15 protein-coding genes are annotated in these 17,014 nt (G+C 42.3%); 4 read left to right on the plus strand and 11 right to left on the minus strand.

Features of this window, described 5'->3' with window-relative positions; all coding sequences use genetic code 11:
- Positions 1-49: 49 nt before the first annotated feature.
- Positions 50-1,996, minus strand: coding sequence for a ribosomal protection-like ABC-F family protein (gene abc-f, locus CS948_RS19720; protein ID WP_176555146.1), 1,947 nt, complete (start codon positions 1,994-1,996; stop codon positions 50-52).
- 189 nt (positions 1,997-2,185) lie between these two features.
- Here abc-f and pruA point away from each other — a divergent pair, with 189 nt between their 5' ends.
- Positions 2,186-3,817 carry an L-glutamate gamma-semialdehyde dehydrogenase gene (gene pruA / locus CS948_RS19725; RefSeq protein WP_099293900.1) on the plus strand — a complete coding sequence of 544 codons (1,632 nt, stop codon included), beginning with the start codon at positions 2,186-2,188 and terminating at the stop codon, positions 3,815-3,817.
- Between the two features lie 63 nt (positions 3,818-3,880).
- Here the strand turns inward: pruA and CS948_RS19730 are convergent, their stop codons facing one another.
- The gene (locus CS948_RS19730) at positions 3,881-4,477 is read right to left on the minus strand and encodes a recombinase family protein (protein WP_099293901.1); all 597 of its coding nucleotides are present in this window, start codon (positions 4,475-4,477) and stop codon (positions 3,881-3,883) included.
- A 339-nt stretch (positions 4,478-4,816) separates the two neighbouring features.
- Between CS948_RS19730 and CS948_RS19735 the strand changes: the two genes are divergently transcribed.
- A complete protein-coding gene (locus CS948_RS19735) occupies positions 4,817-5,110 on the plus strand; it encodes an HU family DNA-binding protein (protein WP_099293902.1) in 294 nt (97 codons plus the stop codon).
- Between the two features lie 72 nt (positions 5,111-5,182).
- Here the strand turns inward: CS948_RS19735 and pyrI are convergent, their stop codons facing one another.
- From pyrI to CS948_RS19760, 5 genes are all read right to left on the minus strand, one after another.
- The gene (gene pyrI / locus CS948_RS19740; protein WP_099294725.1) at positions 5,183-5,641 is read right to left on the minus strand and encodes an aspartate carbamoyltransferase regulatory subunit; all 459 of its coding nucleotides are present in this window, start codon (positions 5,639-5,641) and stop codon (positions 5,183-5,185) included.
- 17 nt (positions 5,642-5,658) lie between these two features.
- A complete protein-coding gene (gene pyrB, locus CS948_RS19745; protein ID WP_099293903.1) occupies positions 5,659-6,570 on the minus strand; it encodes an aspartate carbamoyltransferase in 912 nt (303 codons plus the stop codon).
- A 385-nt stretch (positions 6,571-6,955) separates the two neighbouring features.
- Positions 6,956-8,164 carry a bifunctional phosphopantothenoylcysteine decarboxylase/phosphopantothenate--cysteine ligase CoaBC gene (gene coaBC, locus CS948_RS19750; RefSeq protein ID WP_099293905.1) on the minus strand — a complete coding sequence of 403 codons (1,209 nt, stop codon included), beginning with the start codon at positions 8,162-8,164 and terminating at the stop codon, positions 6,956-6,958.
- Positions 8,165-8,233: 69 nt separating this feature from the next.
- Positions 8,234-8,587: a DNA-directed RNA polymerase subunit omega gene (locus tag CS948_RS19755; RefSeq protein ID WP_099293907.1), complete on the minus strand. Its 354-nt coding sequence runs from the start codon at positions 8,585-8,587 to the stop codon at positions 8,234-8,236.
- A 30-nt stretch (positions 8,588-8,617) separates the two neighbouring features.
- Entirely contained in the window at positions 8,618-9,430 is an 813-nt protein-coding gene (locus tag CS948_RS19760) for an outer membrane protein assembly factor BamD (protein WP_099293909.1), read from the minus strand.
- Positions 9,431-9,778: 348 nt separating this feature from the next.
- Between CS948_RS19760 and CS948_RS19770 the strand changes: the two genes are divergently transcribed.
- A complete protein-coding gene (locus CS948_RS19770; protein WP_099293913.1) occupies positions 9,779-11,029 on the plus strand; it encodes an aminotransferase class I/II-fold pyridoxal phosphate-dependent enzyme in 1,251 nt (416 codons plus the stop codon).
- A gap of 91 nt (positions 11,030-11,120) precedes the next feature.
- Here the strand turns inward: CS948_RS19770 and CS948_RS19775 are convergent, their stop codons facing one another.
- Positions 11,121-12,008, minus strand: a complete 888-nt coding sequence (locus CS948_RS19775) for a carboxypeptidase-like regulatory domain-containing protein (protein ID WP_099293915.1) — start codon at positions 12,006-12,008, stop codon at positions 11,121-11,123.
- Between the two features lie 17 nt (positions 12,009-12,025).
- Positions 12,026-12,637: a radical SAM protein gene (locus CS948_RS19780; RefSeq protein WP_099293917.1), complete on the minus strand. Its 612-nt coding sequence runs from the start codon at positions 12,635-12,637 to the stop codon at positions 12,026-12,028.
- Positions 12,638-13,158: 521 nt separating this feature from the next.
- Between CS948_RS19780 and CS948_RS19785 the strand changes: the two genes are divergently transcribed.
- A complete protein-coding gene (locus CS948_RS19785) occupies positions 13,159-14,019 on the plus strand; it encodes an Rpn family recombination-promoting nuclease/putative transposase (protein ID WP_099293919.1) in 861 nt (286 codons plus the stop codon).
- Positions 14,020-14,149: 130 nt separating this feature from the next.
- Here CS948_RS19785 and CS948_RS19790 read toward each other — a convergent pair whose 3' ends face one another.
- Positions 14,150-15,640 carry a DUF4998 domain-containing protein gene (locus CS948_RS19790; RefSeq protein WP_099293921.1) on the minus strand — a complete coding sequence of 497 codons (1,491 nt, stop codon included), beginning with the start codon at positions 15,638-15,640 and terminating at the stop codon, positions 14,150-14,152.
- A gap of 9 nt (positions 15,641-15,649) precedes the next feature.
- On the minus strand, positions 15,650-16,996 hold the full coding sequence (locus CS948_RS19795) for a DUF4959 domain-containing protein (protein WP_099293923.1): 1,347 nt from the start codon (positions 16,994-16,996) through the stop codon (positions 15,650-15,652).
- Positions 16,997-17,014 lie beyond the last annotated feature (18 nt).

The following is a 17,014-nucleotide window of genomic DNA, read 5'->3' on the forward strand; positions in this document are numbered from 1 at the left end:
TACCTATTCAATTTACAATTTAATAATTTCGTGATTTGACTATTGCCGATTAATTCCCGACCTTCGATTTCAGTATTTCCAAGCGTTCGTTCTCTTCTTCCCACTCTCTCATACACGCTTCCAAGCGTTTTTTCACTTCATCATACGTCTTCAGTAGCTCATCGCTAATCGTCCCTGTTGCCATTTTTCCCTCGGCATCCACTATCGCTTGTTCCAAATCGGCAATCTCCAACTCCGATTTTTCAATTTTCACCTCCGAACGTTTGATTTCCTTATTCCACAGTTTACGTTCCTCGAAAGCAGCTTTATTCTCGGAAACGGGTTCTTCCGCCACCTTCTCTTCCGCCTGCACTTTCCGGGGATGCATCTGTTCATACTCCCGAAAACACTCTAACTTTTTCGCTTCCAAGAAGTGAGTCACCCCACCCAAATACTCCTTTATATTCTTATTCGTGAATTCATACACTTTATCAGCCAACCCAATCAGGAAATCACGGTCATGCGACACGACGATAATGGTACCTTCGAATTTCTTCAAGGCATCTTTCAAAATGTCTTTCGTGCGCATATCCAAATGGTTCGTCGGCTCGTCGAGAATCAGCACATTGTAGGGTTCCAACAGCAGGCGTACCATAGCAAGCCGGGTTCGTTCTCCCCCGGAAAGCACTTTCACTTTCTTGTCAACATCCTCTCCCGAGAACAAAAAAGCCCCCAGAATATCCCGTATCTTTTTCCGTATATCCCCGACTGCCACTTGATCCACGGTGTCGAGTACACTCAATGAGGGATCAAGTAAATCCGCCTGATTCTGCGCAAAGTACCCGATATTCACGTTATGTCCGATCTTTAGCGTCCCCTCGTAAGGGATCTGATCCATTATCATTTTCACCAAAGTGGTTTTTCCCTCTCCGTTCCTTCCCACGAAAGCCACCTTCTCCCCTCTCAACACGTCCAAATTCACGTCCTGCAATACCACGTGATTGCCATAAACTTTCGTCAAATCACGACCGCTCACCACCACATCACCCGAACGTACAGCCGGTTGGAAACGCACGTTAATTCGTGCGGAATCCTCCTGTTCCACTTCAATCCGCTCTATCTTTTCCAGTTGTTTAATGCGCGATTGCACTTGTACCGCTTTCGTCGCCTTGTAGCGGAAACGCTCTATAAAGTCTTCCGTATCTTTAATCTGTTTCTGTTGATTCTCGTAAGCACGCAATTGCTGCTCGATCCGCTCCTTGCGCAACTCGGTAAATTTCGTGTAAGATACTTTATAATCGTATATCTTACTCAAAGATATTTCGACAGTACGGCTCGTGATATTATCCAAAAAAGCCCGGTCGTGCGAAACAAGCACTACCGCCCCCGGGTATCCCTGCAAGAATGATTCCAACCATGAAATGGATTCTATATCCAAGTGGTTCGTCGGCTCGTCCAATAAAAAAACATCCGGACGTGCCAATAATATCTTCGCCAACTCGATACGCATACGCCACCCTCCACTGAATTCTTCACAACGACGATCCATATCTTCTTGACGGAATCCCAATCCTTTCAACACGACCTCAACCTCTCCGTTCATATTATCGGCTCCCCGCATATGCAACATCTCGGTTTTCTCGTTCAATTTATCAATTAAAGACATGTAACTGTCGGATTCATAATCAGTCCTTTCCGCCAACTCGGCATGCAATCTCTCCACTTCCCGTTGCAATCCCAACACGTCATTGAAAGCCGTCCTCGCCTCTTCCCGCACGGTTTTCCCTTCCGCATACACTTTCGTCTGCGGCAAATAACCGACCTTCAAACCGGAGGGCATCGACACACTTCCTTCGGACGGTTCCTGCACCCCGGCAAGAATTTTCAACAAAGTAGACTTGCCCGCTCCGTTACGTCCGGTCAGACCAATCCTGTCCCTTTTGTTTACCAAAAACGAAATGGAATCCAACAACACGTAATCCCCGAATAAAACACTTACATTATTAATTGAAATCATTACAATAACTTGAAAATTGAAACCTTCCGTATTTAACGGATGCAAATATACGAAACTTATTTTGTTGCACGAAACAACTAAATTTACATTTAAAAATGCGAAAACTAACATATGTCATGTTTTATCCTTAAAATATTTTTGTATATTTGGGAAATCTTGAAAAATACTAACTACAAAAAAGAATAAAATATGTCCAAAGGAGTATTCAAATTACCTAACATTACCAATGAACCCATCAAGAGCTACGCGCCGGGTTCTCCGGAAAGAAAAGAGTTGAAGTCACAACTTAATGCTTTGCGTGCTACAGTTGTGGATATTCCAATGATCATCGGGGGCAAAGAAGTCCGCACCGATAAATTAATGGATATCCGTCCGCCGCATGATCACCATCATTTGCTGGGACATTATCACCAAGGTGACGCGAGCCACGTGCAAATGGCTATTGACGCCGCATTAAAGGCAAAACCGGAATGGGAAAAAATGAGCTGGGAGAGCCGTGCCGCGATTTTCTTGAAAGCAGCCGATTTATTATCGGGTCCCTACCGTCAACGAATGAACGCCGTGACTATGTTAGGACAATCCAAGAATGCTTTTCAAGCCGAGATTGATGCTGTCGCCGAGTTAGCCGACTTCTTCCGTTTCAACGTGAAGAATATGTATGAAATATATCACATGCAACCAAATTCTGCCCCCGGAATCTGGAATCGTACGGTTTGGCGTCCGTTAGAAGGATTTATCTTTGCATTAACCCCGTTCAACTTTACCTCTATCGCCGGAAACCTTCCGGGAGCACCTGCTCTTATGGGTAATGTTTGCGTGTGGAAACCCTCGAAGACCGCGGTTTATTCCGCTCACTTGATCATGGAAATCCTGAAAGAAGCAGGCTTACCCGACGGTGTAATCAATCTGGTGTACTGCTCCGGGCCTACGGCTTCCGAAGTGATATTCTCACATAGAGAATTTGCAGGTATTCACTTCACCGGTTCCACCCAAGTATTCAACGACATTTGGGCTACCATCGTGAAGAATATCGAAAAATACCGGAGTTACCCGAGAATCGTTGGTGAAACCGGAGGTAAAGATTATATCTTCGCTGACCCGACAGCTTGCCCGAGAGAAATAGCTACCGCTATCGTACGGGGAGCATTCGAGTATCAAGGACAAAAATGTTCTGCCGCTTCGCGTGCATACATACCTTCAAATATCTGGCCGGAAGTCGAAAGCTACGTGCAAAAAGACTTGGCTGCTATCAAAGTAGGCGGTGTCGAAGATTTCACGAATTTCGTGAACGCTGTTATTGACGAGGCTTCTTTCGTTAAATTAGCCAACGCTATTGACGAAGCAAACAAATCGTCTGATGCCGAAGTTATTGCCGGCGGTCATTATGATATGAGCGCGGGATATTTCATACAACCGACCGTAATCCAAGCGTTTAAACCGGATTATATCACTATGCGCGAGGAACTGTTCGGCCCGATTCTCACGACATATGTTTACGATCCGGAGAAAGTGGATGAAACACTGGATATTCTGGATAAAACTTCCACTTACGCTCTTACCGGGGCTATTTTCTCAAAAGACCGGACTAATATTGAGCGAATGACAGAGCGTCTGACACATACCGCCGGGAACTTTTACATCAACGACAAACCGACAGGTGCGGTTGTTGACCAACAACCCTTCGGTGGCGGACGCGCATCCGGAACAAACGATAAAGCAGGTACAATCTTTAATTTATTGCGTTGGGTTTCCCCGCAAGCGATTAAAGAAACATTTGTACCGGCTACAAATTATATGTATCCTAACTTCTTGGAAGAGTAATAAAGTTTACACGTTTGTAAAACAAAACGAGGCTGCCAATTCACTTTTTTGGCAGCCTTTTTATTATATCAACGGATGTTTCCGATTCACGGTATAGAATGTTTCCCGCGATACATTATACATCCGGCAGATAGCCGAAACCGAAACTCCACTCTTCAACAAGCGATGTATCTCTTCTCTGTTCTCCAATATAACCTGCTGCTTTATAGCCCCAAGGGGACGTCCCAAGCGAACACCTTCCGACTTCCGATGCGCCAGCGCTTCTTTCGTTCTCATAGAAATCAAATTATGCTCGATCTCTGCCACTAGCGCAAACGCAAATGCCAGCACCTTGCTGTTTATACTATTATCAAAAGCGTAGCCATCTTTCGTACTATAAATGATAATCTCTTTTTCCAAACAACGGTGCAGGATAGACATGATATTCAACAAAGTCCTACTTAGACGGGACAATTCCGTCACAATTAACACATCTCCCTTCCTTAAACTTTTCAATAGTTTTCCAAGCTTACGATCGTGTTCATTCTTTTTACCGCTAACAACTTCTGTTACCCATTTATCAATTTTCAAATTCCTTCGGGCCGCGAATTTCTGAATTTCTTCTTTTTGGTTTTCAATATGTTGCTTCCCCGTGCTGACCCGCAAATAACCTATTATCATAATCAAAACTTTAAAAAATAAAATATGAACCTTCAGACAAAGGGTCGCAATTTTATAACTACAAAGTCATAATCATCAAATACACAGCAATACAGTTGTCAATAAAAACGTTCGTTTAATTGGACACCCATTTTAGCGTGGATAACAGGTATTTTAGCTATTTGAATTTACAATCTAACGACTTATACGTAATATTTTTAGTAACGATTGACTCAGTTTTTTCAAAAATTGGTATATTTGTCTGTGCAAATGAACGAATATTTTGACAGATTATTGCCAAAATAGCGTTAAATCATTCAAAATTAAAATATAAACTCAAATACCACGCAAGAATTAATTATGAACAAAAGAGAATTAGCCAAAAGAGTTGCCGAGAAATGCGGGCAAAGCCAAGTAGTTTCTACTCTTGTTATCAACACTTTCATCTCTTGCATTTTGGAATCTTTAGAAGCTGGAGAAAAGATAACTATTCAAGATTTCGGAACCTTAAGCGTGAAGCAGCAAAAGAAAAGAGAACGTTTCAATCTGGCAACGAACAAAGTAGAAACCTATTTACCCTACGATTACATCAAATTTACAGCCAGCAAGTCCGTGAAAATAAAACAAAAAGAAAAATCGGTCAAGAAGGAATAATCCTGTCTGATAAAAACAAAATGAGGCTTTCCGGCAAGCGGTCAGCCTCATTTTCAATTTCGAGTGTCTATCTTAGATAATCACAATATGCTCTTGATCGGTCAATTTCTCGCAATAATGACATTTCAAAACGATCGGAGAACTACCTACCACATCAAATTTCGTGCGTACCTTTTGGTTGTTCGTGATACATTTCGGGTTCACGCATTTAGCAATACCTTCCACGTGCTCCGGTACCATCACCGCTTTCTTTTCTGCTACTTCAAAATCCCGGATAATATTGATTTTGGCAGTAGGAGCAACCAAAGCCAATTTATTCACCTCATCATCCTTCAAGAATTTATCCCAGATTTTGATAATCGCTTTTTTCTCCAGCTTACTACTAACAAGGTTATACCCGAAAGTAACCGTGTTCTCCAGATCTTGGATCCCCAACACGTTGATCACGTCAAACAATTTACCAGCAGGAATGTGGTCTATTACCGTACCGTTTTCCACGGCGCTCACCTGTAATTCTTTTTTTGCTGCCATATCTTTTTCTTCTTTAATTACCATTTTAAATCTAATGCCTTGAAAATAATTGCCTGACGGGTAAACACGCCGTTCAGAGCCTGTTGGAAATAGTATGCTTTCTTGTTGTCGTCCACATCCTCGTCAATCTCGTTCACACGGGGTAGCGGGTGGAGAATACGCATCGTGTCTTTCGTGCCTGCCAACATGGAATTCTTCAGTATATACACGTTTTTCACTTTCTCATATTCCAACGGGTCAGCGAAACGCTCGCGTTGCACCCGAGTCATGTAGAGAATATCCGCATCATTAATCACGTCATCCAATTCCGAATGCTCGTAATAAGGAATGTGCAATTTGTCGAGGAACAACTTGTAAGCTTGAGGCATTTCCAACTCTTTCGGTGAAATAAAGTGGAAAGTGGGGTTAAAGTGACTCATGGCTTGTAGCAAAGAGTGAACCGTACGCCCGTACTTCAAGTCACCCACCATGAATATATTCAAGTTTTCAAGCGTACCTTGTGTCTTGTAGATCGAGTACAAGTCCAACATCGTCTGCGTTGGGTGTTGGTTGGCTCCGTCACCGGCATTAATCACCGGCACGTTGGCAACTTCACTTGCGAAACGGGCAGCTCCCTCCAACGGGTGGCGCATCACGATCAGATCGCAGTAGTTATCCACCATCTTGGTCGTATCTTTCAAAGATTCTCCTTTCGTTGTACTGGAAGACGATGCATCGGAAAATCCCACGATGCGGCCTCCCATTCTACTGATGGCCGTTTCAAAACTTAATCGCGTACGGGTAGACGGTTCAAAAAACAATGATGCTACTACCTTCCCTTCCAACAAATTGCGATTCGGGTTTTTCTCAAATTCAGAAGCGATTTTCAATACTTCCAGAATGTCCTCTTTCGAGTAGTCGGTAATGGATACTAAGCTACGTTTATTCATATTGCTACATTTAAGTGTTTATGTTCTTTCTCATCCATATAAAAAAAAACCAACGTTGTCAACTAACGACAATGTTGGTTTTCTGTATCTTAAAACAGCAATGATCATGTTTTTGCCTGAACTGTAGGCATAATAACAATCTTCGCCGAATATTTTGATGTTCTATCTTCATATCGGAATACAAAATTAGATATAATTTCTATCCGAACAAAGTGATTTTCATTTTTATTTTTCAAAATATTTCACCCATCGAAAAGGGCAAAAGTATTTGCCCTTTCAGTCAAAGGTTTATAAAGTTTATAAGGTTCACAAAGTCTATGAACTCGTCCGAAGGACTCCCGTTACCTTATAAACCTTATAAACTTTAAGAGCTGAAAGCTCAACTTTATAAACCCATCAAATATCTTGCAGCTATTTGATCCGCAATATCCTTTGCCACTTCCACTTTCGTCTTCAACTCGTAGACGTTCTTTTCTCCCTCCCGGTGCATGATTGTAACCTTATTGGTATCACCACCGAAACCGGCCCCTTTATCATTCAAGCTATTCAGCACGATCATATCCAAATTCTTCCGCTGCATTTTAGAACGCGCGTTACTCTCTTCGTCATTCGTCTCCAACGCAAATCCCACCAGCAATTGCGAATCCTTTTTCATCTGTCCCAACTCTGCCGCTATATCTTGAGTCGGCATCAACTCCAGTAGCAAATCTTCCTTTTCCCGTTTTATCTTGCAATTTGCCTTCTCTTTCGGGGTAAAATCAGCTACTGCTGCGCTTAATATAGCCAAATCACAACCGGGAAATTCCTTCACGGCAACCTCACACATTTGTGAAGCGGACTCCACATCCACCCGACGGATAGCAGGGTGACTTGTCTTCTGATTCACGGGACCACAAACGAGCAATACCTCTGCCCCGCGTCCCGCTAACTCTTCCGCCAAAGCTATTCCCATCTTACCGGAAGAATAATTCCCGATAAAACGACCCGGATCAATTTTTTCATAAGTAGGTCCCGCCGTGATCAACACTTTCTTTCCCTTGAAATCTTCCTGCCGTTCAAAATGCCTTTTCAAAAATTCGACAATTTGTTCCGGCTCTTCCATTCTTCCCTTCCCGATCAGCCCACTGGCAAGTTCTCCGCTTTCCGGTTCAATAATAATATTCCCGAATGACCTTAATATCTCCAGATTTCGTTGCGTCGCCGGATGACGATACATATCCAAATCCATTGCCGGGGCAACCATCACCGTACATTTGGCGGAAAGATAAGTCGTCAGCAGCAGATTGTCGGCTATCCCGTTCGCCATTTTCCCGATCGTGTTAGCCGAGGCGGGCGCCACCAAATAAAGATCCGCCCACAATCCCAAATCAACATGAGAGTTCCAATCCCCGTTTTCCGGATTATAAAAATCGACCATAATCGGACTTTTGGACAACGTGGCAATCGTCAACGGGGTGATGAACTCTTTCGCCAACGGTGTCATGACCACTTTCACGGTAGCCCCTTCTTTCACGAGCAAACGAGTCAGCGTTGCAGCCTTATAAGCCGCGATGCTACCCGTAATTCCCAGTATAATATGTTTCCCTTTTAGCATAACGCGCTCAAAATTAAAAATACCTGAAAGCGGATCACTTTCAGGTATATTATTCTTTTAAAAATCGAACTATTCCTCTCCCGCACTATTTGCCTCAACCTTGTCCTTGGATGATGCACGGAAATAGATATCCCCGTCCTCGAACTCTTGAGTAGCAATTAATACCGGTTTAGGTAAACGCTCGTAATATTTGGAAATCTCTATCTGCTCCCGATTTTCAAATATCTCCTCCAAATTATCCGCGTAAGAGGCAAACTCTTGAAGTTTCCTGCTTAACTCCTCTTTCATTTCAACCGAAATCTGATTAGCTCTCTTACCGATTACCGCAACAGCCTCATAAATATTATCAGCTTTACTAGCCAATACAGCCGGATTGCGAGTAATAGTATTATTCGGCGCTTTAACTTTCTTAAAATCTACCATGGTTAATTTGAATATTATTATTTTATCTGGTTAATCATCCTCTTCATTGATATCATACGTTTTCAAGAACTCGTTGATATCCTCGTACTTCTTAGCCATCTCTTTGGCATAGCGGCTTTCCGGGTATTCCTCTTCGAAATAATAGTACTCCTCTTTCGCCGCATTGTAACGCTCGTATTTCTTGTCTTCGACACTATTTACAGCCATCTCGTACTTGGAATTGAACAACATGTACATGATTTCCTCACGGTATTTGGAACCGGGATAATCTCTCAAACAGTTTTCCAAGCTCACCACGGCAGCTTTATATCTTTCTCTCAAGTAATAATTCCGGGCACTTAGATAATCTTTATATGACAATTTATCCCGCATTTCATCCATATACGCGTTAATCTGTTCCTTACGGGTACTGTTGGGGTAACGGCTTAAATACAAATTGAAACTCTCGATAGCACTTTGAGTCACCGTTTGATCCAGACGGGCTTTCGGGGATGCCTTGTAATTACAATACCCGATCATGTAAAGACATTCTTCAGCATAAGAACTTTCCGGGTATTGTGACACGAAATTTTTGAACAACTCGGCAGCAACTTCATAATCTTTCTGGTTGAAACTACAGAACGCCCGGTAATAGGCCACACTTTGCCCCCTCGTGTTTCCTCGGAAAGCCAAGCGAACAGCGTCAAACAAGTTGGACGCTTTCGTGTAATCCCCGTTGTTATAGTACTCCACAGCTTTTTTATAAATCTGTTGATTGTCACCGCTCTTCAGAAGTTTCTGGTATTCACCACATGAACTCATCAAAAATATTACAAGCAGAAATCCTATAAAATTCTTCATCATAAAGTGCCTTTTTTGCATCAGGCAAAGATATATGAATAAAATCAAACTACAAAATAATTTCAGATTTATGATTGACGATTTCAGATTGGATAAAACAAACGAGCGAGGAGTAAGTCGAAGAACCATAAATCGTAAATCTAAAATCAATAAATTTTCGACTAAAAAACTTGTAACCTGTAACCTGCAACTAGTAACTTTCGCCACCGGCGAAAAAAGACTAAGTATTTAAGCGTATTTCGTTTCCCTGCCCCACAACTTTTCGGCAGAACCTATTCGGAATACATTTTTTTAGTTACCTTTGTTTCCATATTAGAAATACAAAATTAAGAATTTCAAAATATTATCAAAGTGGACATTTTTGAAAGAGTAAGAAAACAGAAGGGAAACATTGGTCAATATGCCAAACAAGCTCATGGCTATTTCTCTTTCCCGAAATTAGAGGGCGAAATAGGTCCTCGCATGAAATTCCGCGGTAAGGAAGTATTAAACTGGAGTTTGAACAATTATATCGGTCTTGCTAACGACCCGGAAGTTCGGAAAGCAGATGCTGAAGCCGCTGCTAAATACGGAATGGCATACCCGATGGGTGCCCGTATGATGAGCGGACAGACTTCTCGTCACGAGTATCTGGAATCACAGTTAGCCGAATTTGTCGGCAAACCGGATGCATTTTTGCTGAACTTCGGTTATCAAGGAATGGTGTCAATCATCGACGCCATGACCAGCCGTCACGATTGCATCGTGTATGACGCGGAAGACCACGCTTGTATCATGGACGGTCTTCGCTTATCTCCCGCGAAAAGATACGTGTACCAGCACAATGACATGGATAGCCTCCGCAAACAACTGGAAAGAGCAACCAAATGGGTTGAGAACACCGGTGGCGGTATCTTGGTTGTGACCGAAGGTCTATTCGGTATGGCCGGTGACCTCGGTAAATTGGACGAAATCGTCGCCATGAAGAAAGACTTTAACTTCCGTTTACTCGTGGATGATGCTCACGGTTTCGGAACCATGGGGCCCAATGGAGCCGGAACGGGCGACCATTTCGGGGTAATGGACGGAATTGACCTTTATTTCGCCACCTTCGCCAAAGCGATGGCAGGTATCGGAGCATTTATCGCTTGCGATGAAGACATCTGTATGTATTTAAGATACAATATGCGTTCTCAGACTTTCGCCAAATCACTCCCCATGCCGATGGTTGAAGGTGCGATCAAGCGATTGGAATTATTGAGAACCCGTCCGGAATTACGCGAAAAATTATGGACTATCGTTCGTGCCTTGCAAGCCGGTTTGAAAGCAGACGGACTGAACATCGGTGTTACCAATTCACCTGTAACCCCCGTTTACCTGTCCGGTAGCGTTGCCGAGGGTACCCAAGTGGCTATGGATTTACGTGAGAATTACAACTTATTCTGCTCTATCGTGGTTTACCCCGTAATCCCGAAAGGACAATTGTTACTCCGCCTGATCCCGACCGCTATGCACACGCTGGAAGACGTAGATTACACGGTGAAAGCGTTCAAGAACGTGGCTCAAAAATTAGCTAACGGAGAATACAGCAAAGACGTGGTGGTTGATGCCAATGCGCTATAATACTTACTGAAAGCCGTAAAAATAAAACAAATTAACCCCGGAAGTCGTTATCGAACTTCCGGGGTTAATTTATATCCACTCTCCTGCAAAATCATTCTTCTCTTTTCAGCACCACCTGCAAACCTTTGGCATTTTTCTTCTTGACCTTCACCTTCTGCGGCAAATACCCCTCCTTAACAAACCAAAGTTGCCTACACCGTTTCAAGGGAAACTCAAACTCTCCCTTATGCTTGACATAACACACGTGGATTTCTTTTTTACACCGTTTACGATAGATTTCAACCCCCAACAAAGGGATTCCATTCTCATCCACCACACGCCCTTCTACCCGAAACGTTCCGTCTGCTTGTAAAGGCGATGCCCCCATGGTAACAACCGCCCCTGTTAAAACATACTTTTTATGGACACGCAAATAATTATCTGATTCAATTTCATTCAATGCAATGACTTCAGTATTCAACACAACCCTCAAATCAGAAAACCCACACTTCGGCACCCAAACCTCTTTCGTTTCATATCCCACGTATGAAATACATATCGGCAGCCTACCCGACACCCGTAATTCAAAACACCCATCTTTGTCACTACATGTACCCCTCGTTGTCCCCTTTTCCACGATATGCGCACTCACCAACGGGTTCCCCACACTATCCGTCACCCGCCCTTTGACAACAATCTCCTCCTCTCCCACACAAACCTCATCCCGCACGCCAAGCATCCCCTCACCCGCCACACATGCCGCCCGCGGAAGCCCCATCAATCCCACTGACAAACCCACTAACGAAACCACCTTCCCCGCCAAACGCCTAAGCTCCAAAGCTCGCATCAAGTAAAGCACCTCCTCCTCGCACTTGGGACAGGTACCCAAACAATCACCTTTATATTGACACTCCGAAACAATATACTCTATGTCATTCGCCTCCGCTATTTGTTTCCGAATTTCTTTCAAGATCCTACACGTTTGTTTTCCCCGGTTCATGATGTCTATCTATTATATTAGGTAAAAAGGTCAAAATGTTTTATCCCCATCATCTCCAACTCCCGACAACTCTCCACCCTATCGTTATCGGTATTATAACCGGGGATAAGGGGCACTCGCACGAGCATGTCATTCGCCCTTCCCCGCTCCACCAGCAAACGGAGGTTACACACCACCGCCTCATTGTTTCTCCCCGTGTACCGCTTGTAAATGGCGGGATTCATATCCTTAATATCAACAATGAAACGATCGACAACCGGTAGCAATTGTTCGACATGTTCTCGCTCCACGTTCAACGAAGTCTCCAACGACAACAACCAATCTTTCCCGCAAACCTTCCGAAATTGCCGGATAAATTCACTCTGCAAACACGGCTCCCCTCCCCCGAAAGTCACCCCTCCGCCAGTTGCTAAAAAATAAAGCGTATCCACCTTCACCTCGTCATATAACGCATTACAATCGTACCGTTTCCATCGCCTTCCCTTATCCCGAGATTGCGGATTCAAACAATACCGACAACGCAACGGGCAACCATGAAACGCCACCAACGTGGAAACCCCTTCCCCATCCGTCTGCAAGCGGTGGCGTTCAATCCCTATAACTTTTGGTGCCAATCCCGAATTATCCATCCGTTATCATATTTTATTTCTTCATTCACATAAGTACCCAAGCAATCACCTTTATACTAGCACCTCGAAATGATATACTCACCGCTATTTGTTTCCAAATCTCTTTCAAGATTCTACACGTCTGTTTCCCCTGACTCACCATAAACATCTTCGTTAATCATGTAATCCTCCCAAATTTAAGAAAATCTACTAAAAAAACCAAGCAAACAAAAAAGAAAATAAATCATCCATGCTTCTCGTCCAGTTTTCCTCGTAAACGGAAGGAAGTCGTGATATGATAAAGATTCACCCGAGTAACTCCAGCACTATACCAATCGTATTCCAATGGACGTATCCGGTGTTAGTCAAATGGTGCTCGGGAGTATCTCTGGAGTTATAGCCCGTTCTCTTCCTATTCTCACCTTCTTTTCTTCCCGTTCTCAACGAAAAACATACCTGATTCCATACCAGCTATAATTGCAAGATTCAATTTAAATCCTTAATTTTGTATTGATTGAACAACAAATAAATAACAAGACGCCATGAAATACTTGAACCCCAAAGCAGACTTAACATTCAAACGGGTATTTGGAGAACATCCCGATTTGGTAATGAGTTTACTCAACGCCTTGCTTCCTCTCGCTCCCGGGGAAGAAATCACGGACATAGAGTATTTGCCGACTGAAATGGTGCCTGACAATCCATGGAAAAAAAACAGTATCGTTGACGTGAGATGCAAAGACAAGTTGGGAAGGCAATTTATCGTCGAGATGCAAATGATATGGTCGCCGGAATTCAAGTACAGGGTGCTGTTCAACGCCTCGAAAGCCTACGTGCGACAAATCGGCAACGGGGAAAATTATCACTTGTTACAACCTGTTTATTCACTCAATCTCGTGAACGATATTTTCGAACCGGAGATGAAGGAATATTATCATCATTACAAACTCGTGCATGACAAAGATTCCAACAAAGTGATTAATGGCTTGCAACTCGTGTTCGTGGAACTACCCAAATTTACACCGCACACCTATACCGAAAAGAAAATGCAGGCTCTTTGGCTACGATACCTCACGGAAATTGACGAACACACCGTTTTCGTTCCTGAGGATTTATTATCCAACCCAGAGGTAAACAAAGCTGTCAAAGCTATCGAGGAAGCGGCATTTACTCCCGCACAACTTCTTGGCTATGAAAAATTCTGGGATACCATTAGCACGGAAAAAACATTATTTTACAGCGCCGAGCAACAAGGATTAGCTCGAGGTATTAAAAAGGGTATCAAGGAAGGTATTAAAGAAGGTGAACGAAAAGTAGCCCGCAACATGAAAACACTCGGTATGTCCACGGAATCCATTGCCCAAGTGACCGGGTTGTCTTTGGAAGAAATCGAGGCTTTGTAATTTCAAACAAACTTGAAATATTTAATACACTCCTTTTTTCTTACCCAGAAGAGAATAAAAAAAGAGTCGACCGAAAATTTTACTTTTCGGTCGGTCTTTACTTATAGGTTTAATTATACACCTTACACGCTTAAAACACTTTTATTTTACCCAATGATATAGTATAGAAAGTTTTGTTGTAGGCTTGATCTCTTACAACAAATTTCAAATAACGAACATGCAAGGGAACAGGGAGTATAATCATTGTACTTTCTCCTACCGTATTTCCCAAAGTATTCTCTATTACACGAGTTGCATCTTTCCAAGTTTTATTATCCACAGATACCTTAATCTGGATTTTCTTAGCAATACATTTCTCGTATGCGGAAGAAGGAACCGACAATTTCTGGGTAACCAGTACTCCATTTACGGTTTGAGTTTCTTGCATATCTACAACCATCTCGTAAGTATGAAGTTTAGAATGTATTGACGGTTGCCATCCTCTCGTGGAGCTTTCGTCAAATATAAAATCAATTCCATACTCGTATTCTTCATTCGAACAAGAATACGTCCAATTTTGACTACTAAGGAAAGATAAGTCTTCCGGAAGCTTTGGATTAGGCAGATCATGGATAAAAGAATGTTCCCCAATCGGGAAATAATGCTCGTTATAGCGTTCCACCTTCAATCCATTTACTTTACAAGCGACATCCAGCGCAAACGTACTGATTTCAAGATCGGAAACCTTACTCGCATTCTTATTTTTACCCAAGTTGTCTTCACTCAAATAACGATTTTTCCCCAAGACCAACGTTTTCAAATTCGGGAAATTCAATATATCCTCAAACGAATTTATATCATAATCTATTTCCAATTCTGTTCGGGCATTCACGAATGCTTCCGTAATTTCCGACTGTCCATATTTTTCCCGGAGCCATTGTTTAAAATCGGGTGTATAGGTTCGGTTATCACGTGTCAACTCATAAGGATTGAAAACAATCAAATCCGAACATCCAGTCAATCGCCCACTACGGTTAATCGTTACTTTTGTTCCCGCATCTATCTCATCCGGAACCAAACAATATTTATTATCGGTAACAAAAACACTATCTAATTCTAAAATCTTACGTTCTCCTCCCGAATAATAATTTAAACTAGCTGTTTCGACATCACCTTGCCACTCGCTAAAAACAATCGCCAAATGCTTCCCAACAAAGAAATATTTGTCAAACATTCGAGTGAACGACTTTATACTCTCGTGGTCAAGCGTATAAGGTCGTTCGCTAGTTAAAGCAGGTAACGAACAATTCCCATCTTTATCCACGCTGCACACGGCAACCTCATAAGTTGCATTTTCCAAATTCCGTATATTACATTCCGTGGTTCCTTTCTCTAGTAAGGAATCTCTCGTAATCCCATCTAATGTCCAACTGACTTTAACCTTGTCTATTGCCGGATCTACATGATTCGTCCACGTTACGATTAATCTTTGCCAACCGGGCTTCACAGATAAATCATTGCACTTTCCCAGATAACGAATCGTACCTTCCCCGGCATAATCACTATACGTATCTTCCAAACTTTCGCATCCCCCAAAAAATAACAGGGAAACGATAAACCATAAATATCTTTTCAATTTCATAACACGACCTTATTTTGCTGTATAAATTTCCAATTCGTGAATAGTTACATGTTTGTTATAATTAGAACCACTCATGGCATTTTCAAAACCTGCGGGATTATAAAATACTTCATTTATCACGAATTTCAAATAACGATATTCACTCCCGGTAGCCGGACAACTTAATTGCATATAACAAGGCTCCGCAAAAGAGAGGGCATCCAAACTTAGAATTTGATATTCATAATCCCCATCATTACAACGCTTGCACCATCTTAATTCATTATCAATCTCCCGATCTTGCTCAAAATGCACTATTTCTTCCCATGAAGTATCATCCGCCATATCATTGGAGCCGTAAACAGTTACACTACTTGGCAATTTAGATGCATAACAACTCGTCCAAATATCTCCGTATTCAAGATCGTCATAGTAATCATTAGGCCCATAGGGAAAAGAATTTCGCACAAACAACATAGCATAAAGCCTAAATTCAGCAGGAAGTTTCTGTTCCTTCATATCAATAATAAATAACGGTTTACCGAGACAATGCTCTTTCGACAGATAAGTACAGAAATTATCCCATCTATCCCAATCGAAACAGGATTCTCCTTTCAAATCTCCATCAAACAAGTACGATTTGCCCAATCTATAAACAGGATCTTCTATTGAAAAGTTTTCCGGATCATAAAAATCAAAATCGGCAGGATTCAATTTTTCAATTTGCAAAGGTTCTACATTTTGCCACACCTTCTCTTTCACCATATATCCACGAAAATCTTCCGTACGCACCACAACATCGTAAGAAGGGCGAACTTGTTGAGGGGTTATTTGTAAAGAACCGACTCCTTTAGCCAAAACAAAACTATTAATTAATAGCGTGTCCGGCTGTTTACTCACGGGATCTTCTCCAACATAAAACACATGCGCCATTCCCTTCGACTCTTCTTTTATATCATAGTTGAGATAAATACTACCCCAAGCAGGATAAACTTCCAAATGCTCAAAAAAGGATACAGGTCCTGAATCTTTCGTGTCAAAAGTTACATCCACGGGTTCCGACTCCAAATCATCATTATTACAAAGAGTCACTCGGGCTGGTACCCCCTTTTGCGCTTCATTAAAACCCAATAACACCAAGGAATCACATGCGTAACTACCGGAGCAAATCATCGCTTTACCGAAAGCATCCTCGTAACGTACACGAATATAAAGAATGTCCCCATTGGAAGGTAACTTGTAATGCATAATAGCTCCTCCCGGGATAGGAGTAAAAGACAAATTTTCAGCCGGTATCGAGGTTTCAAAATAAGCATCGTCATCCTGACAACCGTAAAACGCCCAAAGCGCCAATAATATATACATCAACTTTTTCATACTTTTCAATCTTTTATC

Origin of the sequence: Butyricimonas sp. Marseille-P3923 (assembly GCF_900184685.1) — a bacterium.
GTDB lineage: Bacteria > Bacteroidota > Bacteroidia > Bacteroidales > Marinifilaceae > Butyricimonas > Butyricimonas muris.